Origin of the sequence: Mycobacterium shinjukuense (assembly GCF_010730055.1) — a bacterium.
Lineage (GTDB): Bacteria > Actinomycetota > Actinomycetes > Mycobacteriales > Mycobacteriaceae > Mycobacterium > Mycobacterium shinjukuense.
Genome location: NZ_AP022575.1, coordinates 2,619,667 through 2,641,228, shown reverse-complemented (window position 1 = coordinate 2,641,228; position 21,562 = coordinate 2,619,667). Strand labels below are relative to the sequence as shown.

Here is a 21,562-nt window from a genome sequence, read left to right as displayed (position 1 = left end):
GGTCCGTCTAGTGTATGCGGCGTGAACAGGCGGATCTTGACCTTGATGGTCGCGCTGGTGCCCATCGTGGTGTTCGGCGTGTTGCTGGCGGTGGTGACGGTGCCGTTCGTGTCACTGGGCCCGGGTCCCACGTTCGACACCCTCGGCGAGGTCGACGGCAAGCAGGTCGTGCAGATCGAGGGAACCCAAACGCACCCCACCACGGGTCACCTCAACATGACCACGGTGTCCCAGCGCGACGATCTAACCCTTGGGCAGGCCCTGACCCTGTGGCTCTCCGGTCAGGAACAGTTGGTGCCCCGCGACCTCGTCTATCCGCCGGGCAAGTCGCGAGAGGAAATCGACAAGGCCAACAATGCCGATTTCAAGAACTCCGAAGACAGTGCCGAATACGCCGCCTTGGGCTACCTGAAATATCCCGCAGCGGTCACCGTCGCCAGCGTCAACGATCCGGGGCCATCGGTGGGCAAGCTGAAGGCCGGTGACGCCATCGACGCGGTCGATGGCGTGGCGGTGGCCACAGTCGAGCAGTTCACCGCGCTGCTGAAGAACACCAAGCCGGACCAGGCGGTGACCGTCGACTTCCGCCGCAAGAACGAGCCGCCCGGCATCGCGCAGATCACCCTGGGCCGCAACAAGGATCGCGACTACGGCTTTCTGGGGGTGGCGGTGCTCGACGCGCCCTGGGCGCCGTTTGAGGTGAACTTCCACCTCGCCAACGTGGGCGGGCCCTCGGCCGGGCTGATGTTCAGTTTGGCGGTGGTCGACAAGCTCACCACCGGTGACCTGGTGGGGTCGACGTTTGTCGCGGGCACCGGCACCATCTCCATCGACGGCCAGGTGGGCGCCATCGGCGGCATCACCCACAAGATGGCGGCCGCCCGCGCGGCCGGCGCCACGGTGTTTCTGGTGCCCGCAAAGAACTGCTATGAGGCCAGCTCCGACAGCCCGCCCGGGCTGAAGTTGATCAAGGTGGAAACCCTCGGCCAAGCCGTGGACGCGCTGCACGCGATGACGTCGGGGGCGCCGACGCCCAGTTGCTAGCCGCCGTCACGCTCGCCAGGGTGCCGCGATGCGTAGAGTTGTCAACGTCGCCAGCCAAACCGAGCAGGGAGCGTAGCCAGTGGGAATGCGGCCCGCCGCGAGGATGCCGAAACTGACTCGGCGTAGCCGGATTCTGATCATGATCGCACTGGGTGTGATCGTGGTGCTGCTCGCTGGACCGCGACTGATCGACGCCTACGTCGACTGGCTATGGTTCGGTGAGCTTGGCTATCGCTCGGTGTTCACCACCGTGCTGGTCACCCGCATCGTGGTGTTCCTGGTGGCGGGCCTGTTGGTCGGCGGCATCGTGTTCGCCGGGCTGGCGTTGGCCTACCGCACCCGGCCGGTCTTCGTCCCGAACAACGACGCCGATCCGGTGGCGCGGTATCGGGCCGTCGTGCTCGGCCGGCTGCGCTTGGTGGGCCTCGGCATCCCGGCGGCGGTTGGCTTGCTGGCCGGCATCGTCGCGCAGAGCTACTGGGTTCGCATCCAGCTGTTCTTGCACGGCGGCGACTTTGGGATCACGGATCCGCAGTTCGGCAAGGACCTCGGCTTCTACGCCTTCGAGCTGCCGTTTTATCGGTTGGTGCTCAGCTACCTGTTCGTTGCGGTGTTTGTCGCGTTCGTGGCGAACCTGGTGGCGCACTATATCTTCGGAGGCATCCGGCTGTCCGGACGCACCGGTGCGCTGAGCCGCTCGGCGCGCATCCAGCTGATCAGCCTTGTTGGCGTGCTGGTGGTGCTCAAAGCCGTTGCCTATTGGCTGGATCGATATGAACTGCTGTCGCATACCCGAGGTGGCAAGCCGTTCACCGGCGCCGGGTACACCGATATCAACGCGGTGTTGCCCGCAAAGCTGATCCTGATGGCGATCGCGCTAATTTGTGCCGCGGCGGTGTTCTCTGCGATTACTTTGCGAGACTTGCGGATTCCGGCCATCGGCTTGGTTTTGTTGTTGCTGTCGTCGTTGATCGTCGGTGCCGGCTGGCCGTTGATCGTCGAGCAGATCAGTGTCAAACCCAATGCCGCGCAAAAGGAAAGCGAATACATCAGCCGCAGCATCACCGCGACCCGGCAAGCGTACGGCCTGACGTCTGAGGTGGTGACCTATCGCAACTACACCGGTGACGCCCAGGCGACCGCGCAGCAGGTGGCCGCCGACCGCGCCACCACGTCCAACATCCGGCTGCTCGACCCGACGATCGTCAGCCCGGCCTTCACCCAATTCCAACAGGGCAAGAACTTCTACTACTTCCCCGACCAGTTGTCCATCGACCGCTACCTCGACCGCAACGGCAACCTGCGCGACTACGTGGTCGCGGCCCGCGAACTCAACCCGGACCGGCTGATCGACAACCAGCGGGACTGGATCAACCGGCACACCGTGTACACCCACGGCAACGGATTCATCGCGTCGCCGGCCAACACCGTGCGGGGCATCGCCAATGACCCCAACCAGAACGGCGGGTATCCCCAGTTTCTGGTCAACGTCGTCGGCGCCAACGGCAGCATCGTGTCCGACGGGCCCGCGCAGCTCGACCAGCCCCGGATCTACTACGGCCCGGTCATCTCCAATACTCCGGCCGACTACGCGATAGTCGGAAAGACCGGTGCCGACCGGGAATACGACTACGAGACCAGCACCGAAACCAAGAACTACACCTACACCGGCAGCGGCGGGGTCCCGATCGGCGGCTGGCTATCCCGCAGCGTGTTCGCCGCGAAGTTCGCCGAGCGAAATTTCCTGTTTTCCAACGTGATTGGTTCCAACAGCAAGATCTTGTTCAACCGCGATCCGGCGCAGCGGGTGGAGGCGGTGGCGCCGTGGCTGACGACCGACAGCGCGGTGTACCCCGCGATCGTCAACAAGCGGCTGGTGTGGATCATCGACGGCTACACCACGCTGGACAACTACCCGTACTCCGAGCTGACGTCGCTGTCGTCGGCCACCGCCGACTCCACCGAGGTGGCGTTCAATCGGCTGGCCCCCGACAAGAAGGTCTCCTACATCCGCAACTCGGTGAAGGCCACGGTTGACGCCTACGACGGCACCGTCACGTTGTACCAGCAGGATGAGAAAGATCCGGTGCTGCGAGCCTGGATGCGTGTCTTTCCCGGCACGGTGCGGCCCAAGAGCGACATCACGCCCGAGCTGGCCGAGCACCTGCGTTATCCCGAAGACCTGTTCAAGGTGCAGCGCATGTTGCTGGCGAAGTACCACGTCAACGACCCGGTGACGTTCTTCTCCACTTCGGACTTCTGGGATGTGCCGCTGGATCCCAACCCGACCGCCAGCAGCTACCAGCCGCCGTATTACATTGTCGCCAAAAACATTGCCAAGAACGATAATTCGGCCTCATACCAGCTGATCAGCGCGATGAATCGGTTCAAGCGCGACTACCTGGCCGCCTATATCACCGCCAGCTCCGATCCCGCGACCTACGGCCAGATCACCGTGCTGACCATTCCGGGCCAGGTCAACGGGCCCAAACTGGCCAACAACGCGATCACCACCGACCCTGCGGTGTCCCAGGACCTCGGTGTGATCGGGCGGGATAACCAGAACCGCATCCGGTGGGGCAACCTGCTCACGTTGCCCGTGGGCCAGGGTGGGCTGCTCTACGTCGAACCCGTCTATGCGTCTCCGGGAGCCAGCGACGCCGCCTCGTCGTACCCGCGCCTGATCCGGGTGGCGATGATGTACAACGACAAGGTCGGCTACGGACCCACCGTGCGCGACGCGCTCACCGGGTTGTTTGGGCCCGGCGCGGGTGAAACCGCGACCGGCATCCAACCGACCGACGCCGGTGTGCCGCCGAACCCGCCCGCCAACCTGCCGCCCACGCCGGCCGCCGGACCGGGGACACCGCCGCCGCCGACGGCGGCCGTGCCACCGCCAGCCGATGGGCCGGTCACCTTGTCCGCGGCCAGGGCCGCCGCGCTGCAGGAGATTCAGGCCGCCATCGGCGCGGCGCGTGACGCGCAGAAAAAGGGCGATTTCGCCGCGTACGGGTCGGCGCTGCAACGGCTGGACGAGGCCATCACCCGGTTCAACAACGCCAAGTAGCCTCGCCGGCCAGGCCCGCCCGTCGCGTTACCGAGCGTCCGTGTCTGCACAACGCCACGCCGTTAATCGTGGCAGTTTGGGGACGCTCGTCGACTCAGCGGCCCCGCTGAGCCCGCTGAGCCCGCGATTTGGCGCGGTTCCCCAGCGTTCGGTAACCTGGCATTTACCAACGCGGGGTGGAGCAGCTCGGTAGCTCGCTGGGCTCATAACCCAGAGGTCGCAGGTTCGAATCCTGTCCCCGCTACCAGCGAAAACGGCCCTCGGAGGAGACTCCGAGGGCCGTTTTCATGCCATTTGGGAGCACTTTTGGGAGGGTGGGCGTCGACCAGATGTGCGCCGTCCGCGGCGGTGACGGGCCGCGATCGCTGGCAAGCATGCCCTTAGCGTCCGACCGGCCAGTGTTCGACCGTGATGTCGTCCATGGGGAAGTCGGTGGGATTGCCTGTTGCCAAGCGAGCGTTGATGCCGGCGGTGGCCGCGGCGATCAGGCAGTCGGCCTGGTGAAGGGTGATCCCGCGTCCGGCGAACTGGCGGCGCCAGCGTCCAGCGCGAATTCCTTCGGATGGGCCCAACGGTGCACACCGTAGACCGTGCACCAGCCGTTGCGCTATGGCATCTTCACCGGGAAGCAGTCCACGCCAAATCTCCTCGATCGAGATCGCACACGTCCACGGCTCGTCACCTTGTCGGCGCAGAGCGCGTAGCCGCTCGCTCGCGGGACGGCCGCGCAGAGCGTCGATGAGAACGGTCGAGTCGAGCAGGATCCTTGCCACGTCAGCCGACGCGACGCCGGTCGGAGCGTTGCCGACGGACCCATTCGCCGGGATCGTCATCCCATTCGTGGCCCTCGTCGGGGATGGCCCCGAGCGCCGCCTCGATGTCGTCCCATCGCCGCTCGTCATCGAGGCCGCGGCGAATCAACTCTGTGATGAATGCGCTGCGCCGCCGGCTTCCGGCCCGCCGGTCGAGTTCGGCAACGAGTTCGTCATCGACGGTAATGTGCAGTCGCATGTGCTGACTATAGCCCACTGGCTGCGCCCGCCATCGGGTTGCGACACGCCCGCCGGCCGGCGGCGTTCTTTTCGCTGCCCACCCGGGCCTGGCAGTTGGCTGTCGGCGGCTTGGTGGTCCTCTCCCGCATCTGCACACATCGGTGCCGGACTGCCTGTCTCGGCACCTCGATGACGCGACGGCTTGCTCGCCGCCTCGGTTGACCGCGTTCAAGCAGCCCGGCATCGCGGCCGAGTCCGCCGCCGTCAACGCCGGCGGCGGACAATACGCCGACCTCACCGAACTGTTCTGCACCACGAACCGTTGCCCGGTCATCGTCGGCAACACCCTGGTCTATGTCGACGCGGGCCACCTGACGCTCGAATACGCCCGGCTTTTGGCACCGGCGATCGTGGCGTTGGCCGACCGGGCGCTCGCCCACGATTGACGCCCTGCGGCTTGTTGGTGGCACCCCGCTGCGCAGGTCAACGCCATAGCCAGCAGCATCGCCGCTTCGTCGTGCGGAGGAGAGGCGCCGTCACTCGGGTTCGCCGTACTCGTCGAACCAGTATGCGAGTTTGCCCCGCCGACTCACGGCACGAAGTCTGGATTCGGTCGCAGCACGCGTGCTGCTGGTGGTGACGATCAGCAGCTCGTCACCGCTTTCGATGCGGGTATCGAATGTTGGGACGAAGGTGTGGCCGTCTCGGATGATCAGCGTGATCACTGCCGGGTCGGGTAGCCGCAGTTCCAGGATGGTGACGTTATGCAAGCGCGACGCGGGCTGCACGGTCATGGTCAAGAGCTCCGCGTCCAGCACATCCAGGGGCGCGGCTTCGACCTGGATCTCGCGGGTGGCCTCCCGTGAAGTCAGGCCCAGCCAGTGCGCAATCGGGCGCAGGCTCGGTCCCTGCACCAAGGTGAATACCACCACCAAGAGGAACACGATGTTGAGCAGGCGATGACTGCCGGGAACCCCGGCGACGATCGGAAAAGTCGCCAGAACGATGGGGACCGCGCCCCGCAAGCCCGCCCACGACAAGAAGATCTGCTCACGCCACGGCACCCGAAACCCGCTGAGCGACACCACCACCGACAGCGGGCGGGCGACCAGCAGCAGCACGAGGCCCACGACGATCGCCGCCACGGCGTCGCCGGTCAGTTCGCTCGGGTCCACCAGCAGACCCAGCAACACGAACAGACCGATCTGCGCCAACCAGCCGACCCCTTCGGCGAACGACCGAGTCGCCGACCGGTGAGGTAATCCGGAGTTGGCCAGGACCACCGCCGCCAGGTAGGCGGCGATGAATCCGCTGGCATGGCTCTCGCCCGCGGCGGCGAACGCGACCAGCCCCAGCCCGAAGGTCGCGACCGGGTACAGGCCCGAGGCGGGCAGCGCGATGCGGCGCAGCGCGAAGGCGCCAAGGTACCCCAGCGTCACACCGATCGCAGACCCGGCCAGCAGTTCGAATACCAGATCGGCGATCGCGGCCCTCGGCTCGAACACGAAGGGCACCGAGCTGAACATGAGCACCAGAATCACGGCGGGCGCATCGTTGAAGCCCGATTCGGCCTCCAGCAGTCCGGCGACACGGCGGGGCAGCGGGAGGAACCGCAGCACCGAAAACACCGCCGCGGCGTCGGTGGATGACACGATGGCACCCAGCAGCAACGCGAGTTGCCAGTCGCTGCGGAGCAGCAGGTGCGCGCCGGCCGCGGTGACCACCATGCTGCCGAGCACGCCGAGGGTGGCCAGCGTGGCCGCGGGCGCCAGCACCTTGCGGATGTCACCGAACAGGGTGGTCAAACCGCCTTCGACAAGGATCATCGCCAGCGCCGTCGTGCCCACGTTCCTGGCCAATTGCACATCGTCGAACCGCAGCCCGAGTCCGTCCTCGCCGACGGCCACACCGACCAGCAGGAACAGCAGCATGCTGGGAAACCCCACGCGAGTCGCCAACCGGGTCCCCACGATGCTGGCCAGCAGCACCAGGCCACCGATCAGCAACGCCAGGTACAGCTGCTGCAGGCTCATTGCGTTCCCGTCTCACGATCACGGTGGCGGCGTGCCGCCAGTAAATCAGTACCCGACCGCCCGGTGACCGTGCTGCTGCGGGCGGTGCCGGTGCGTGTCCGGATGAGCCAAGATGACGGGGTGGCGAAACGCAAGATGCGCATCGCGGTAGCGGGTGCGGGCAACGTCGGCCGCTCCGTCGCGCGGGAGTTGCTCGGCAACGGCCACAAGATCTTGTTGATCGAACGGCAACGGAGCAACTTCGAACCACACACCGTGCCCGACGCGGATTGGCTGAATGCCGACGCTTGCGAGCTGGCGTCGTTGCAGGAGGCGGGAATTCAGACCTGCGACGTCGTGATCGCCGCGACCGGAGATGACAAGGCCAACCTCGTGGTGGGCCTGCTGGCCAAGACGGAGTTCGGGGTGCCCCGAGTGGTGGCGAGGATCAACGACCTGCGCAACGAGTGGCTGTTCACCCAGGCGTGGGGTATCGACGTGGCGGTTTCGGCGCCGGGCGCCATGGTCGCCGGCATCGAGGGCGCCATCGACGTGGGCCACCTGGTGCGCTTGATGGGGCTGCGCGCGGGCCGGGCGGCCCTCACCAAACTGACGCTGCCCGAAGACAATCCGCTGGTCGGACAGCGCGTGGGCGAGTTGGCCCTGCCGGCGAACAGCGCGGTGGTCACCGTGCTTCGAGGCGACAACGTCATCGTTCCTGCACCCGATGACGTGCTGCAGGCCGGCGACGAGATCTTGTTCGTTGCGGATAACCTCGTCGAACGCGCGATCCGGGCCGCCGTCCACGGCGCCGGCCCCCCGGGGTCGCCGGTCAGCCGGGAGGCGTGATCCCCAGCGGCGCGTTGCGGGCCAGCTCCGTCAACGGGTCGCCGGTGGTGTCGTGGCCCAGGAGGCGCCCATCTCCCGCGGTGCGCCGGTCGCGGTTGGTGTGCACCTGGCCGCCGATTCGGTCGCGGGCTTCGATCAACCGCAGCGGCCAGCCCGCGTCGGCAAGGCGCGGGCGGCGGCCAACCCGGCCTTGCCGGCGCCCACGTCTGGCACGAACGTGCATCTTTTGGTGGTTTTGTCCGGTATTTCTTCGGCGAATATCCATCGGTTCCCCGTTACGCTCAGGTAAACTCGCGCACAACCAGGGTGCGGCAGCGAGGCCGCGGTCAAGGGGGGAGCGGCCATGAGTGCTCGGAAGTCCACCCGAGGCAAGACGCGTTGCCAACTGCCCGATGCATTGCCGCCCAGCCGCACCCTCACGGTCCGGGCGGCCGACGGCACCCCGTTGCACACCCAGGTGTTCGGTCCGCCCGACGGCTATCCGATCGTGTTGACGCACGGCATTGTGTGCGCCATCCGGGCCTGGGCCTATCAGATCGCCGACCTGGCAGCCGACTATCGGGTGATCGCCTTCGATCATCGCGGGCACGGACGAAGCGGTGTGCCGCGGCGCGGCGGCTATAGCCTCCAGCACCTGGCCGCCGACCTCGATGCCGTGCTAGACGCGACGTTGGCGCCGCACGAGCGTGCGGTCATCGCCGGACACTCGATGGGCGGCATCACCATCGCCGCCTGGTCGCACCGCTTTCGCCACAAGGTCACCCGGCGGGCCGACGCCGTCGCGCTGATCAACACGACCACCGGGGACCTGGTTCGCAAGGTGAAACTGCTGCCGGTGCCGCGGGAGTTGTCGGCGGCTCGGGTGCTGGCCGGCCGGAGCCTGATCAACGCCTTTGGCGGGGTTCCGCTTCCGGGTGCGGTCCGGATTGCGAGCCATTACCTGGTCGCGATGCTCGCGGTCGGGGCCGACGCCGACCCGAGTGCCGCGAGGCTGATCCACGAGCTGTTTGTGCAGACATCCCCGGTGGGGCGCGGGGGCTGCGCGAAGATGCTCGTCGACGAATTGGGGTCGCGCTACCTCGACCTGGATGGTCTGACGGTGCCGACCCTGGTCATCGGCAGCCAGCGTGACCGGCTGACGCCGATGAGCCAGTCCCGCAGGATCGCGCGCACCGCACCCAATGTCGTCGACCTCGTCGAGCTGCCGGGCGGGCACTGCGCCATGCTGGAGCAGCATCACGAGGTGAACCGTCACCTGCGCGCACTGGCCGAATCGGTGGCCGTCCGGCACGCCCGGGCGCACCGGATCAGCTCATAGCAGCGCGCTGACCTCGGCGGCCGCCCGCTGACCGGACCGGACGGCGCCGTCGAGATACCCGGTCCATTCGTCCGCGGTCTCGGTGCCGGCCCAGTGAATCGGACCGACCGGCTTGCGGAGCACCGGCCCATATCGTGTCCACGACCCCGGCGGGACCGCGGCCGTCGGACCGCCAGGAGCGAATTCCTCCGTGCCCCAACGGTAATCAGTGTAGTCAAGGGGGTTGAGCGCCTCGTCGCCGAACAGCGCCGCGAAGCAGCGCAACGCGTCGCGGCGGCGCTGGTCGATGGGCAGCGAATCGAATGCGCGGGCGTCGACAAACCCCATCAGGATGCCCGGCCCGTCGGGTCGCGGGCTGACGTCGAAGGTGATGAACACCGGGCCCTGGTCGGACAGTGCCTGCCCGGAGAGCCCGTTGGCCCGCCAGAACGGCGTCGAATAGGCCGCAAACGCCTTGCTCAGCCTGCCCTGCGGCCAGTGCTTGGCAAGTTCCTGGTACTCGGGGGGCAGCGGAGGGTCGAACTCGATGGCGCCACGATGGGCCGGCGGGATCGCGACGATGACGAACCCGGCCTCGGTCTGGCCCCGATCGGAGGTGATGGTGACACCGGCACCGTGCCGGTGGATGCGACGAACCGCAGCGTTCAGCACGACGTGGTCGCCGAGCTCGGCCGCCGCCCGTTGGGCGATCTGCTGCGTGCCGCCGGAGAACCGATCCTGTTGAGCGCCGTTTTCGACGTCGAGCAGCCGGTCTAGGCCGCCGGCCGCGTGCACATACCGGGCGGCGTGCAGCATCGACACGTCCTCGGGTTCGCAGCCCCAGGTCACCCGGGTCATGATGGCCATCAGGTCATGCGAGGAGGTGGTGGCGCGCACCGATCGCAACCAGTCGCCCAGTGACAGGCCGTCGAGGTCACGCGCTCGGCGGGCAGCCCAGGGGGTCGCGATCGGAACGGCGTGGGCGACTCGTTCGAATTGCCAGCGCAACCGCGCGATGTCGAGCAGCCCGGTCAGCGACAGCTTGGGGGTGGTGCCGCTGTAGCGGCGCGCCCAGCCCCGCCAACGGATCACGTTCATACCGTCGCGGTGGGTGGGGATGGTCGAAACGTGTAGTTCGGCGGCCAATGACAGCACCGCGTCTTGGGTGGGTCCGACGAAGGTGCCGCCCATATCCGCCGGCAGGCCGGCGACGCTGGCGGTGAAGGAGCGGCCGCCCACGCGGTCGCGGCCTTCGAACACCAGCACGTCGTGCCCCTGCCTGGTCAGCTCGCGGGCCGCGACCAGCCCGGCGAAACCGGCGCCGACCACGACGACGTCGACCATCCGCGGTGGGTGTGGCACGCCCTCTAGTGAACCGCAATTCGGGGGCTGCCGGGGGCAAAGTTAGGGCGCCACGGCCAGCCAGTCGGTGAACCCCGAGGGGTCATGGCGACCGAGCGCGCCGTGCTCGAAGAGACCCCAGCCCTGCACCGCGGCCGAATCGCCGTCGCGGCACAGCGCGCGGCCCACGTGGTCGATGACGCCGAAGCCGGACCGGGCGATGATCGCCGGGTCGGTCATGTCGTAGGTCAGGCGCTCGACGAACTTCTCACCCTTCCACATTCCGTGCAACCAGTCCGGATCGCCGCCGTAGCCGCCGCCGACGTGAACCGGCACCGGCAGCTTGGACTCCACGTCGAGGTGGACCGGGGCGCCGTCGGGGGTGGTCGCGTCGATGGTGGCCCCGGTCGGGATTCGGGTGCCCGAGCGGTAGCGGATCGTGACCCGCGGCCAACCCAGTTGCTCGACCCGGCCGTCGCGCCAGATCCGGGTGCAGTCGTTGAGCGAGCGGAATCCGTTGGGCTGTTCCTGGATGATCAGCACCAGGGCGAAGTCGTCGAACGCCATCGGCAGGTACAGCCACCACATGCCCTCGAACGGTGGGTCGGCGGGCCGTCCTGGCGGCTCCGGCTCGCCGATCGGCCGGATGCCCCAGGACCGGTCGCGGCTGCCGATCCAGGTCGTGGGGTCGACGGTGATCTGCTCGCCGTCGATGACGATCAGCCCGCTCCAGCTGCCGAGCTGGGCGAAACGCTGCGCCAGCAGCGTCACCCGGTTCCCGGACCGCAGGATGTGCGGCTGTTCCTGAACGACATCGAAAAGCCCCTCCCAGGTGAGATCGGCTGCGATGCCCTCGGTTTCGTCGAGAACCAGCCGCAGTTTGCGCAGCGGCTCGATGACCTCGACCCGGTAGCCGTTGACGTGCTGCTGTAGCCGGTTCTGGTCGATCGCGTCGGAAAGGTGCACCGCGGTCTGGGTATCGCCGCGCCTGATCAGGACGAACGCGTCCTTGACCCCGAGGTTGGGGTAGTAGCCGATGCCGCTGATCACGAAGATGGCGCCGGTGCGGTCGTGGGCGTTGAAGTAGGAACGGTCATAGAAGTTGCGGTCAGAGGAGCCCGGCCAGGCGATCGGCTGGGGAACCTGATGTACTGGGTACTCGTCGAGCGGTCCGAGCATTAGTGTTCCTCTCCGATAAGGCGTTTCATCAAGGCCGCATGGTAGAACAGCGACTCGACATCGTCGGGTTTCTCGATCTCGCCGAAGTGAATCCGCCGCGCGCTGGTGCGCATGAACACGCACGCCCACATGACGCCCGAATACACGTAAAACCAGTGCAGGTCACCCAGTTCCACGCCAGTGAGCTCCTGGTAGCTGGCGCGCACGTCGTCCTCGCGCATCACATCGGGCAGGCCCGGCAGCGTCGCCAGAGCGGCAAGCTCCTGAAAGACCATGTGCGCGTAGATCATCCAGGCGACGTCCAGCTCGCGTGGACCCAACGCCACCATTTCCCAGTCCAACACCGCCACCGGCGCAAAGTCACGGTACAAGACGTTGCCCATCCGGGCGTCGCCCCAGAGCAGCACCGGCTCACGTGCGGCCGCCTGCTGCGGCCAGTTGTCTTGCAACCACTGGAAAGTCCGCTCCACTAGCGGTGATCGGCCGATGTCGGGCACCGCGAAGTCGTACCAGGCCCGAACCCAGCCGAAATGCCGGCGCAGCGCGGTATCGCCGGTGAGTCCCTCGGCCAGGAAGCCGAATATCTTCTGCGCGTTCGGGATTGAATGTAGCTTGGCCAGCACGGCCACGGTGGCGTCCTGTAGTTGGCGCTGGCATTGCGCGGGTGCGTCGGCGAACCAGTTGTTGCCGAAGGTGTAGGGCATGACGTCGGGTGGCACCACACCCTCGACGTAGTCCATCAGGAAGAACGGCGTTCCCAGCACGTCGCCGGTGGTCTCGATCCAGCGCACCCGGGGGACCGGGATGTCGGTCAGTTCGCCGACCCGCCGGATGACCTCGAATTGGTGGTCAAGTCGATAGGTCGCAAACACAGGAACGTCATCGGCAGCGGGCGCCAACCGGGCGACCAGCTTTTGCTCGACCGGTTGGCCGTCCTGGTGCCAGCGGGCGGTCACCATGATGGTTTCGGCTGACATGCCCGTCGAGTCCACGCCGCAGCCCAGGGTGATCTGGGGAGTCGCGCCGCCGGGCAGCACGCCCGACAGCCATCGCGACAGCACCGCCGGCAGGGTGGTGACGTCACGGCTCGAGCGCTGCAAGCGAGCAGTATCCTGGACCGCCGGTTCATCGGCCACGGGCGCTTCCTTTGCGCGGAAATTACGATACGGTAGGTAGCGTTATGAAAGCAGACCCGTCCTGCGTTGACAAGGCCCCGGGAGCCGGCCGGCCCCGGGATCCGCGCATCGACTCGGCCATCCTGTCGGCGACCGCGGAACTGTTGGTGCACCTCGGCTATGCGAACCTCAGCCTGGGGGCCGTGGCCGAACGCGCCGGAACCACCAAGTCCGCGTTGTACCGGCGTTGGTCGAGCAAGGCCGAGCTGGTGCACGAAGCGGCCTTCCCGGCGGCTCCCACCGCGCTGCAGGCGCCGGCCGGCGATATCGCCGCCGACGTCGCACTGATGATCGCGGCCACCCGCGATGTGTTCACCACCCCGGTGGTACGGGCCGCCTTGCCTGGTCTGGTGGCCGACATGACCGCCGACGCCGAGCTCAACGCCCGGGTGCTGGCGCGTTTGGCCGACCTGTTCACCGCGGTGCGGGTGCGCCTGCGCGAGGCCGTCGACCGGGGCGAGGCCCACCCGGACGTCAACCCGGACCGGTTGATCGAGGTGATCGGCGGAGCCACGATGCTGCGGATGCTGTTGTACCCCGACCAGATGCTGGACGACACCTGGGTGGAACAGACCACCGCCATCGTCCTACACGGGGTTGTGCGGCGACCCGCCACCCGGCAGGGTCCGATCACCGACTAGACCGCGGTGGGCCGGCGCCGCTAGCCTTCGGCTATGGGGCGCACCATTGCCTCGATGCGGCGTTGCCGCGACCGCAAGCCGTGGCGGATGACCAGGCGAGACGCCCCGATCCGGAACCTGGTCAACGTTGCGATGGTCGTCCCCTGATGTCCGGCAAACCGACGGGGCGCGTCGTCGTCCTCATCGCGCTCTTGATCGTTTCGGGCGCGGCGCTGCGCGGCTATCTTCCGGCTCACGACGGTGCACGGCTGGCCGAGGCGGGCGGCAGCCGGGCGGCGCTGATCTTCCTGGTCGCGGCCCTGGCCGGGACGCTGGCGCTGATGGCGTTCGCGATCGTTTCGCGGTTGCGGGATCCACGAGCGGTGGCGCCCAGTGCGGGGACGTTGTCCGACCTGCTGGGCCGCGGCACGGCGCGACCGAGTTGGCGGGTGCTGCTGATCGGACTCGGGATGGTGCTGGGCTGGCTGCTGATCGCGATGCTGCTGTCCGGGCTTTTCACGCCGTACGAGTTCAGTCCCGATGCGCCGACGCCGGATTCGAGCCCGCCGCCGACGGTGGGTGAACCCACCCCGCCGCCGGGGCAAGTCCCGAAAAACGACAACGGGGCCGTGCTGGCAATCCTGCTTGCGAGCACGATTCCGCTGCTGCTGATGGTGATTGCGGGGGCGGTGATCGCGGCGCGCCGGCGACGCGGCGTCGCGGCCGGCGTGCTCACCGACGACGACACCGCCGCGCGCCGGACACGGTCGGAAACCCTGGCGCGGGCGGCCGAAGTCGGGCTGGCGGAGATGGCCGACCCCAGCCGCGGACCACGCGCGGCGATCATCGCGTGTTACGCGGCGATGGAATGTGAATTGGCCAAGGTCCCCGACGTGGTCCCGCAAGAGTTCGACACCCCCACCGAGGTTCTCGCCCGAGCCGTCGAACACCGTGTGTTGCACGCCGATAACGCCGTTCAGTTGGTCAATCTGTTTGCCGAGGCGCGGTTTAGCCCGCACGTGATGAACGAGGGACATCGTGAGGTCGCGGTGCGCTTGCTTCACCTGGTTCTCGACGACCTGCGCACGCGGAGCCATGCGTGAAAAGGCTGATAGTCCTGGGCATTTGCCTCATAGTGGGGATACAGATACTGGCGCTGGCACTGCAAGATCGCCGGTTTGTGGTGGCCGCGTCCGGGATAGCCCTGGCCCTGGTGCTGCTCAACATCCGCCGGGTGCTGGGCCACGCCGGCGAGCCGGCGGCCGAGGCGGACTCCGATGATATCGGGGAGGGGTTGCGCCGATGGCTGGCCAATACCGAGACGACGATCCGGCGGTCGGAATCCACCCGGGCGGACTGGGACCGGCATCTGCGCCCGATGCTTGCCCGGAGGTTCGAAATCGCCACCGGCCATAGGCAGGCCAAGGATCCGGAGGCCTTTGCCGCGAGCGGCGAAATGTTGTTCGGCGCCGAACTGTGGGAATGGGTGAACCCCAACAATGTCACCGATGCCGGTGACCGCCGGCGCGGTCCCGGTCGCGCCGTGCTCGAGCAAATTCTGGAAAAGTTGGAACAGGTATGACATGACAGGTCCGATATGACGATGCCGGCGGCGACCACCACCGCGCACTGTGAGGCGGTGCTGGACGAAATCGAACGCGTGGTGGTGGGCAAACGCTCCGCGCTTACGCTGATCCTCACCGCGGTCCTGGCCCGCGGGCACGTGCTGATCGAAGACCTTCCCGGCCTCGGCAAGACCCTGATCGCACGGTCCTTCGCCGCCGCGTTGGGGCTCGGATTCACCCGGGTGCAGTTCACGCCCGATCTGCTGCCGGCCGACTTGCTTGGCTCGACCATCTACGACATGCAGTCGGGCCGGTTCGAGTTCCGTCCCGGACCCATCTTCACCAACCTGCTGCTCGCCGACGAGATCAACCGCACCCCGCCCAAAACCCAGGCGGCGTTGTTGGAGGCGATGGCCGAGGGGCAGGTGAGCATCGACGGCCAAACCCACAAGCTGCCGATGCCGTTCATCGTGCTGGCCACCGACAACCCGATCGAGTACGAGGGCACCTACCCGCTGCCGGAGGCGCAGCTGGACCGGTTCGCGATCCGGCTGGAACTGCGGTACCTGACGGAGAACGACGAGACCGCGATGCTGCGCCGCCGGCTTGACCGCGGCTCCGCCGAGCCGACGGTGAATCAGGTTGTGGACGCGCACGATCTGTTGGCCATGCGGGAATCGGTCGAGCAGGTCACGGTGCACGAGGACGTTCTGCACTATGTGGTGTCGCTGGCCAACGCCACCCGGCACCATCCACAAGTCGCGGTGGGTGCCAGTCCGCGTGCCGAACTCGACTTGGTGCAACTCGCGCGCGCCCGTGCCCTGCTACTCGGCCGGGACTATGTGATCCCCGAAGATGTCAAGGCGCTTGCCATCGCCGCCGTCGCGCACCGCATCACCCTGCGCCCAGAGATGTGGGTGCGAAAGATTCAAGGCGCCGACATCGTCGGAGAATTGTTGCGGCGGTTGCCGGTTCCCCGGGTGAACGGCGGAACCCGATGAGCTCGCCGTGATACAAACGCGTGACGTCGAGTTGCGCTGGCGGGCATCGCCGCTGACGCTGGCGATGGCCAGCTGCGCCGGAGTCGCGTTGGCCGCCGCTGTCATCGGTGGTCACTGGCGGCTGATCGCGTTCGCCGCGCCGCTGCTCGGTGTGTTGAGCTCGATCAGTTGGCAGCGGCCCGTCCCGATCATCCGGGTGCACGGGGAGCCCGATTCGCAGCGCTGCTTCGAGAACGAGCAAGCGCGCGTGAAGGTGTGGGCGACAACGGATTCCGGTGCCAACACGATCGAACTCACGGTCTCAGCGCCGAATGGGATGCAGGTCGAAGTTCTGCAGTCAGATGCTCGACAGGTGAAAACGGTTGCGGCGGTGGCGCAACGCTGGGGGCGGTATCCCATCCGGGCCGAAGTCGAGGTGATCGCGCGCGGCGGGTTGTTGCGGGGGATCGGCACCGCTGACGCCGCCGACGTCATCGTGTTTCCACTGACCCCACCGCAGTCGACGCCGACCCCGCAGACCGAGTTGCTCGACCGGTTGGGCGCCCATCTCACCCGCCACATCGGCCCGGGCGTGGAATACGCCGACATCCGTCCCTATGTCCCGGGTGACCAGTTGCGCGCGGTGAACTGGGCGGTGAGTGCGCGCCGCGGCCGACTGCACGTGACGCAGCGGCTGACCGATCGTGCCGCCGACGTGGTGGTGCTGATCGACACGTATCGGCAGCCGCCGGGCCCGGCCACCGAGGCAACCGAACGGGTGGCGCGGGGCGCCGCTCAGGTGGTGCAGACCGCGTTGCGAAACGGTGATCGCGCCGGGATCGTCGCGCTGGGAGGCAACCGCCCGCGGTGGCTGGGCGCCGACATCGGCCAGCGCCAGTTCTACCGAGTGCTCGATACCGTGCTCGCGGTCGGCGACCGCTTCGAAAACACGACCGGAACGTTGGCGCCGCGGGCCGCGGTTCCGCCCGGTGCGATCGTCGTCGCGTTTTCCACGCTGCTGGACACCGAATTCGCGCTGGCGCTCATCGACTTGCGCAAACGCGGTCATGTCGTGGTCGCCGTCGACGTGCTCGATCGCGCTCCGTTCACGGACGAGCAGGAACCGCTGGTGGTGCGCATGTGGGCGCTGCAGCGCTCGGCGATGTATCGCGACATGGCCACCGTCGGTGTTGACGTGTTGTCCTGGCCGCAGGATCGCCCGTTGGACCAGGCGATGGCCGCGCTGCCCGACCGCCGCCATCGGGTGCGCAGGCGGCGGCTGTAGCGATGTCCGTCAGGCAACGTGGGAGCCGAGCCGCCTTGGCGACGATGTTCGGCCTGCTCATGGTGGGGTCGGCGGCCACCGGATCCCATGGACCGGCCGTGGTCGCGGGCGCTGCCGCGGCGATTGCCGTCGGGGTGGGGACGGTGTTTCGCCCGGCGGCGACGCTGGCGGTGCTGCTGTCGGTGGCGGTGATCCTGCTCTCCGATCCGGCACCTTTCCTCGTGGCGCTGTCCGGACTCGCCGCCGCGGCTTACTTGGTGTGCCGGCATTCGGCAGCGGGGTCCGCCGGTGTCGTCAGGAGCTGGCCGACCATTGTGGGCGCCGCGGGGTTTACCTTCGCCGGGTTGGTCGCGACGTCGTTTCCCCTGCGGCTGCCGTGGTTGCCGCTGGTGGCGCCGCTGGCGGTGCTGGCGATCTACGCGGTGGCCACCCGCCCGTACCTGGGCTGATCACCGGTCGCCGGTGCGCCCGCCCTTGACAGCTGGAGCTGAGAACCGAGCCGAGTGCCGCAGAGCATCGACCGGGTGCAGGTGCTCGGCGGCGTGCTCACCGCCCCCGAGCCGGCCGCCGACCCGGCGGCCAGGGACCAGACGGCGCGGTTGCTCACCGCGATGATCAACGACGAAGACCGGCTCGGGCTGGAGGCCGTGCAGCTGGGGACGGGCTCGGGTTTTGCGCAGCGCGGTCATCTCAGCGCGAAAGAACAACCCGGGATGCTGGCCTTCTACCGCGACCTGGCGGCGGCGCTGGTTGGCCACCGGTCCGGTGGTGGTTAGCCTTGCCGGCATGTCGATGCAGGCCGGGCGGTGGAGCCCCACGGCGCTTCGCATCCTGGGGGCGGCCGCCGAGCTGATCGCCCTGCGGGGTTATGCTGCCACCTCGACGCGGGACATCGCCGCGGCGGTGGGGGTGGAGCAGCCGGCCATCTACAAGCATTTTTCGGCCAAACGTGACATCCTCGCGGCGCTGGTCCGGCTTGCCGTGGAGTGGCCGCTGCAGCTGTTCGGTCAGCTCGACGCGCTGCCGGTTCCCGCGGTCGTCAAGCTGCACCGCTGGCTGCGGGAATCCTTGGAGCATCTGCAGGCGTCGCCCTATGTGCTGGTGTCCATCCTGATCACCCCGGACCTGCACCATGACGCGTTCCGCGCCGAACGGGAGCTGGTCGCCGAGTTGGAGCGCGCGCTCGTCGGCTTGATCCAGACCGGGCAGGACGAGGGCGATCTCCGCGCGATGAATCCGCTTTCGGCCGCCAGGTTGGTGCAGGCGCTGTTCGACGCGCTGGCACTGCCCGAATTTGCGGTGAGCCCGGCCGAGATCGTCGAGTTCGCGATGACCGCGCTGTTGTCGAATCCCGAGAGGTTGGCCGAGATCCGTTCTGCCGCTGAGGCTTTGCACATCGCAACGAAACGGCCCAACACCGGAAGCTGAGCCCTATCCTGCCGGGGCTCGGTACGGGGCGGGATCGAGGTGCCGGGTCCCGATTGCGAAATGCAACAAGATTTGACGAAAATACCGATCTTTGCGTGGCGATTTGCCTAGTGTTTGTGCACACGGGCGCAGCGATGTGCGCGACCGGCTGTAGGGCGGGAGCTGCGGCCCGGGGAGGGACGTTTGGTGACTACCTACGGAAAGGGGATGGCCTGATGAACTTTTCGGTGTTGCCGCCGGAGGTTAATTCGTTGCGGATGTTTACCGGTGCGGGGTCGGCGCCGATGTTGACGGCGGCGGCGGCCTGGGGTGGGTTGGCTGATGAGTTGGGGTTGGCGGCGTCGTCGTTTGCGTCGGTGACCTCGGGGTTGGCCGGTCAGGCGTGGCAGGGGCCGGCGGCGGCGGCGATGGCGGCGGCGGCGGCGCCGTATGCGGGTGGTTGAGCGGCGGCGGCGCGGGCGGCGGGGCGGCGGCGCAGGCCAAGGCGGTGGCGGCCGCGTTTGAGGCCGCGCGGGCGGCGACGGTTCCGCCGGTGGTGGTGGCGGCCAATCGGAATGCGTTGGTGCGGTTGGTGTTGACGAATCTGTTTGGGCAGAACGCGCCGGCGATTGCGGCCGCTGAGGCGCTGTATGAGCAGATGTGGGCCGCCGATGTGGCCGCGATGGTGGGCTATCACGGTGGGGCGTCGGCGGCGGCGGCGGCGTTGCCGTCCTGGCAGCAGTTGCTGCAGGGGTTGCCGGGGTTGGGTCAGGTGGTGGCCGCGGGGCCGGTGGCCGCGGTGGCCCAGTTCACCCCGCCGGCCCTCAACACCGGGCTGGGCAACATCGGCAGCTGGAACCTGGGTGGGGGCAACACCGGGGTGTTGAACCTGGGCAGCGGTAACTTCGGCAATCTGAATCTGGGTGGGGGCAATATCGGCAACCTGAACCTCGGCGGTGGGAACTTCGGTTTTGCCAACCTGGGCAATGGGAACATCGGTAACACCAACTTCGGCAGCGGCAACAACGGCAATCTGAACTTCGGCGGTGGGAACTTCGTAGGCAACGGGAACTTTGGTTTCGGAAACGCCGTTGGCAGCGGAAATCTGGGCAGCGGCAACCGCGGCAGCACGAACATCGGTATCGGTAACTTCGGTTCGTTCAACCTGGGCAGCGGGAACAACGGGTTTTCCAATGTCGGGTTTGGGAATCTGGGTAACAATAATTTCGGTCTGGGCAACAACGGTAACAACAATATCGGTATTGGGCTCACCGGGGATAATCTGGTGGGGATTGGCGCGTTGAACTCGGGTGTCGGGAATATGGGTTTCGGGAACTCGGGGAACAATAATATTGGGTTCTTCAATTCCGGTAACGGGAATGTGGGTTTCTTCAACTCCGGAGAAGGCAACACCGGCTTCGGCAACGCGGGGAACGTCAACACCGGCTTCTGGAACGGCGGCTCGTCCAACACCGGCTTCGGCAACGGCGGCAACCAGAACTTCGGGTTCAGCAACGGCGGCTTCGAGAACGTGGGTATCGGCAACGCCGGTAGTAGCAACATGGGTTCCGGGAACGCGGGCATCAGCAACACCGGTGATTTCAACGCCGGTGGCGTGTTGGGTTTGGGCGGTAACACCGGCTCATTCAACGCGGGCAACACGAACACCGGCTTCGGGAACTCTGGTGATCTCAACACCGGCCTGTTCAATGCGGGGGATGTGAACACCGGCATTGGCAGCGCGGTCGACCAGCCCGGTACGGTGTCGGGCTTCGGCAACACCGGCACCAACGTCTCGGGCTTCTATAACACCAATGGGGGTGTTTTTGGCGGTGTCTCTGGTTTCCAGAATGTCGACACGATTGGCGCCGTGACCTCGGGCTTCCAGAACATGGGTGTCGGGCTCGTCGGCTTCAACAACACGGGCAGCTTCAACACGGGCTTCGGCAACACCGGCTTGTTCAGTACCGGCATGAATAACTCGGGCACGTTTAATTCCGGTATCGGGCACTCGGGTAACTTCAACTCCGGATTCTCGAACTCCGGCGACAACGACTCGGGTGGCTTCAACCAGGGCGATTTCCAGGCGGGCTTCTTCGGCCAGCCCTAAACGATCCCGCGTGCTGGGGTGTTGGCCACCGGTGGCAGATAGTGAGCCCGGGGACCCGCCGTGCTCTCAGTGCATGAGCTGCGCGGCGCGCTCGGCCAGATCGAGCACCGGCTGTGGAACGATGCCCAGCACAACGGTGACGGCGGCGCACACCGCGATGGCGGCCTTGCTGAGCACACCGGGTGCCATCACCTGCGGGGTGTCGGCGGAGCCCTCGGTGAAGAACATCACCACGATCACCCGGACGTAGAAATAGGCGGCCACCCCGCTCGCGATCACACCGATGACGACCAGCGGCACCGCGCCGCCCGACGCGGCGGCGTTGAACACCGCGAATTTGCTGACGAAGCCACTCGTGAGCGGGATGTCGGCGAAGGCCAGCAGAAACATCGACAGCATGACGCCCACGATGGGTGAGCGCTGACCCAGCCCGGCCCAGTGGGACAGGTCGGCGTCCTCGACCCCGTCGGGCTTGCGGATCAGACCCACGATGGCGAAGGCGCCCACCGCGCTGAAACCGTAACGCCGACCAGAACGCGCCGCCGGGTTGGTCGCGACGTTGTTTCCCCGGCGGCTGCCGTGGTTGCCGCTGGTGGCGCCGCTGGGGGTGCTGGCGATCTACGGGGTGGCCACCCGCCC

General features: G+C 67.2%; 18 protein-coding genes, 1 tRNA gene and 4 pseudogenes. 15 read left to right on the top strand and 8 right to left on the bottom strand.

Translation table 11 applies throughout. From position 1 onward, the window contains the following. Positions 1 to 21 precede the first annotated feature (21 nt). From G6N20_RS11915 to G6N20_RS11905, 3 genes are all read left to right on the top strand, one after another. Complete coding sequence (locus G6N20_RS11915) at positions 22 to 1,044, top strand: YlbL family protein (RefSeq protein ID WP_083049850.1); 1,023 nt, start codon at positions 22 to 24, stop codon at positions 1,042 to 1,044. A 79-nt stretch (positions 1,045 to 1,123) separates the two neighbouring features. Continuing rightward, the gene (locus G6N20_RS11910) at positions 1,124 to 4,111 is read left to right on the top strand and encodes a UPF0182 family protein (RefSeq protein ID WP_083049847.1); all 2,988 of its coding nucleotides are present in this window, start codon (positions 1,124 to 1,126) and stop codon (positions 4,109 to 4,111) included. 170 nt (positions 4,112 to 4,281) lie between these two features. Continuing rightward, positions 4,282 to 4,358, top strand: a tRNA-Met gene (locus G6N20_RS11905). 133 nt (positions 4,359 to 4,491) lie between these two features. On the opposite strand, the gene G6N20_RS11900 is transcribed toward G6N20_RS11905, so the two are convergent. Beyond that, a complete protein-coding gene (locus G6N20_RS11900; RefSeq protein ID WP_158084771.1) occupies positions 4,492 to 4,884 on the bottom strand; it encodes a type II toxin-antitoxin system VapC family toxin in 393 nt (130 codons plus the stop codon). A gap of 1 nt (position 4,885) precedes the next feature. Then, positions 4,886 to 5,122: a hypothetical protein gene (locus tag G6N20_RS11895; RefSeq protein ID WP_083049835.1), complete on the bottom strand. Its 237-nt coding sequence runs from the start codon at positions 5,120 to 5,122 to the stop codon at positions 4,886 to 4,888. Positions 5,123 to 5,237: 115 nt separating this feature from the next. Here G6N20_RS11895 and G6N20_RS11890 point away from each other — a divergent pair. Continuing rightward, positions 5,238 to 5,549, top strand: a pseudogene (locus G6N20_RS11890) (SGNH hydrolase domain-containing protein); the annotation flags it as partial. 90 nt (positions 5,550 to 5,639) lie between these two features. On the opposite strand, the gene G6N20_RS11885 reads toward G6N20_RS11890, so the two are convergent. Next, on the bottom strand, positions 5,640 to 7,136 hold the full coding sequence (locus G6N20_RS11885; protein WP_083049824.1) for a potassium/proton antiporter: 1,497 nt from the start codon (positions 7,134 to 7,136) through the stop codon (positions 5,640 to 5,642). A gap of 135 nt (positions 7,137 to 7,271) precedes the next feature. On the opposite strand from G6N20_RS11885, the gene G6N20_RS11880 reads away from it, so the two are divergent. Continuing rightward, positions 7,272 to 7,964, top strand: coding sequence for a potassium channel family protein (locus G6N20_RS11880; RefSeq protein ID WP_083049894.1), 693 nt, complete (start codon positions 7,272 to 7,274; stop codon positions 7,962 to 7,964). Here G6N20_RS11880 and G6N20_RS11875 read toward each other — a convergent pair. Further along, a complete protein-coding gene (locus G6N20_RS11875; protein ID WP_372516320.1) occupies positions 7,948 to 8,187 on the bottom strand; it encodes an FAD-dependent oxidoreductase in 240 nt (79 codons plus the stop codon). The genes G6N20_RS11880 and G6N20_RS11875 overlap by 17 nt on opposite strands. Positions 8,188 to 8,307: 120 nt before the next feature. Between G6N20_RS11875 and G6N20_RS11870 the strand changes: the two genes are divergently transcribed. Next, positions 8,308 to 9,282 (top strand): alpha/beta fold hydrolase, encoded by a 975-nt coding sequence (locus G6N20_RS11870; RefSeq protein WP_083049821.1) that lies wholly within the window; start codon positions 8,308 to 8,310, stop codon positions 9,280 to 9,282. On the opposite strand, the gene G6N20_RS11865 is transcribed toward G6N20_RS11870, so the two are convergent. Genes G6N20_RS11865 through G6N20_RS11855 form a run of 3 tightly spaced genes read right to left on the bottom strand, consistent with a single transcriptional unit; the run spans position 9,277 to position 12,917 of the window. Next, positions 9,277 to 10,605 (bottom strand): flavin monoamine oxidase family protein, encoded by a 1,329-nt coding sequence (locus G6N20_RS11865; RefSeq protein ID WP_083049819.1) that lies wholly within the window; start codon positions 10,603 to 10,605, stop codon positions 9,277 to 9,279. The genes G6N20_RS11870 and G6N20_RS11865 overlap by 6 nt on opposite strands. A 60-nt stretch (positions 10,606 to 10,665) precedes the next feature. Next, positions 10,666 to 11,781, bottom strand: coding sequence for a hypothetical protein (locus tag G6N20_RS11860; protein ID WP_083049817.1), 1,116 nt, complete (start codon positions 11,779 to 11,781; stop codon positions 10,666 to 10,668). Next, on the bottom strand, positions 11,781 to 12,917 hold the full coding sequence (locus tag G6N20_RS11855; protein WP_083049815.1) for a phosphotransferase family protein: 1,137 nt from the start codon (positions 12,915 to 12,917) through the stop codon (positions 11,781 to 11,783). The genes G6N20_RS11860 and G6N20_RS11855 overlap by 1 nt, the downstream gene beginning before the upstream one ends. A 44-nt stretch (positions 12,918 to 12,961) precedes the next feature. Here G6N20_RS11855 and G6N20_RS11850 point away from each other — a divergent pair, with 44 nt between their 5' ends. From G6N20_RS11850 to G6N20_RS11810, 9 genes and pseudogenes are all read left to right on the top strand, one after another. Further along, complete coding sequence (locus tag G6N20_RS11850) at positions 12,962 to 13,597, top strand: TetR/AcrR family transcriptional regulator (RefSeq protein ID WP_083049798.1); 636 nt, start codon at positions 12,962 to 12,964, stop codon at positions 13,595 to 13,597. A 146-nt stretch (positions 13,598 to 13,743) separates the two neighbouring features. Next, positions 13,744 to 14,679, top strand: a complete 936-nt coding sequence (locus G6N20_RS11845) for a DUF4129 domain-containing protein (protein WP_083049795.1) — start codon at positions 13,744 to 13,746, stop codon at positions 14,677 to 14,679. Next, positions 14,676 to 15,158, top strand: coding sequence for a hypothetical protein (locus tag G6N20_RS11840; RefSeq protein WP_083049792.1), 483 nt, complete (start codon positions 14,676 to 14,678; stop codon positions 15,156 to 15,158). The genes G6N20_RS11845 and G6N20_RS11840 overlap by 4 nt, the downstream gene beginning before the upstream one ends. Before the next feature lie 15 nt (positions 15,159 to 15,173). Next, a complete protein-coding gene (locus tag G6N20_RS11835) occupies positions 15,174 to 16,142 on the top strand; it encodes an AAA family ATPase (RefSeq protein ID WP_083049789.1) in 969 nt (322 codons plus the stop codon). 7 nt (positions 16,143 to 16,149) lie between these two features. Continuing rightward, the gene (locus G6N20_RS11830) at positions 16,150 to 17,406 is read left to right on the top strand and encodes a DUF58 domain-containing protein (protein WP_083049786.1); all 1,257 of its coding nucleotides are present in this window, start codon (positions 16,150 to 16,152) and stop codon (positions 17,404 to 17,406) included. 2 nt (positions 17,407 to 17,408) lie between these two features. After that, on the top strand, positions 17,409 to 17,855 hold the full coding sequence (locus G6N20_RS11825; protein ID WP_083049783.1) for a hypothetical protein: 447 nt from the start codon (positions 17,409 to 17,411) through the stop codon (positions 17,853 to 17,855). Positions 17,856 to 17,909: 54 nt separating this feature from the next. Next, positions 17,910 to 18,182 (top strand): annotated as a pseudogene (locus G6N20_RS11820) (aromatic ring-hydroxylating dioxygenase subunit alpha); the annotation flags it as partial. A gap of 10 nt (positions 18,183 to 18,192) precedes the next feature. Beyond that, positions 18,193 to 18,834: a TetR/AcrR family transcriptional regulator gene (locus G6N20_RS11815; RefSeq protein WP_083049892.1), complete on the top strand. Its 642-nt coding sequence runs from the start codon at positions 18,193 to 18,195 to the stop codon at positions 18,832 to 18,834. A 215-nt stretch (positions 18,835 to 19,049) separates the two neighbouring features. After that, positions 19,050 to 20,923: pseudogene (locus G6N20_RS11810) on the top strand (PPE domain-containing protein). 66 nt (positions 20,924 to 20,989) lie between these two features. Here the strand turns inward: G6N20_RS11810 and G6N20_RS11805 are convergent. Then, a pseudogene (locus G6N20_RS11805) lies at positions 20,990 to 21,481 on the bottom strand (proton-conducting transporter transmembrane domain-containing protein); the annotation flags it as partial. Positions 21,482 to 21,562 lie beyond the last annotated feature (81 nt).

Bases quoted from the DNA above. Each gene is read 5' to 3' on its own strand.
- G6N20_RS11895 (WP_083049835.1), bottom strand. From the start codon at position 5,122: ATGCGACTGCACATTACCGTCGATGACGAACTCGTTGCCGAACTCGAC.
- G6N20_RS11885 (WP_083049824.1), bottom strand. From the start codon at position 7,136: ATGAGCCTGCAGCAGCTGTACCTGGCGTTGCTGATCGGTGGCCTGGTG.
- G6N20_RS11880 (WP_083049894.1), top strand. From the start codon at position 7,272: ATGCGCATCGCGGTAGCGGGTGCGGGCAACGTCGGCCGCTCCGTCGCG.
- G6N20_RS11875 (WP_372516320.1), bottom strand. From the start codon at position 8,187: ATGCACGTTCGTGCCAGACGTGGGCGCCGGCAAGGCCGGGTTGGCCGC.
- G6N20_RS11870 (WP_083049821.1), top strand. From the start codon at position 8,308: ATGAGTGCTCGGAAGTCCACCCGAGGCAAGACGCGTTGCCAACTGCCC.
- G6N20_RS11865 (WP_083049819.1), bottom strand. From the start codon at position 10,605: ATGGTCGACGTCGTCGTGGTCGGCGCCGGTTTCGCCGGGCTGGTCGCG.
- G6N20_RS11860 (WP_083049817.1), bottom strand. From the start codon at position 11,781: ATGCTCGGACCGCTCGACGAGTACCCAGTACATCAGGTTCCCCAGCCG.
- G6N20_RS11850 (WP_083049798.1), top strand. From the start codon at position 12,962: ATGAAAGCAGACCCGTCCTGCGTTGACAAGGCCCCGGGAGCCGGCCGG.
- G6N20_RS11845 (WP_083049795.1), top strand. From the start codon at position 13,744: ATGTCCGGCAAACCGACGGGGCGCGTCGTCGTCCTCATCGCGCTCTTG.
- G6N20_RS11835 (WP_083049789.1), top strand. From the start codon at position 15,174: ATGACGATGCCGGCGGCGACCACCACCGCGCACTGTGAGGCGGTGCTG.
- G6N20_RS11825 (WP_083049783.1), top strand. From the start codon at position 17,409: ATGTCCGTCAGGCAACGTGGGAGCCGAGCCGCCTTGGCGACGATGTTC.
- G6N20_RS11815 (WP_083049892.1), top strand. From the start codon at position 18,193: ATGTCGATGCAGGCCGGGCGGTGGAGCCCCACGGCGCTTCGCATCCTG.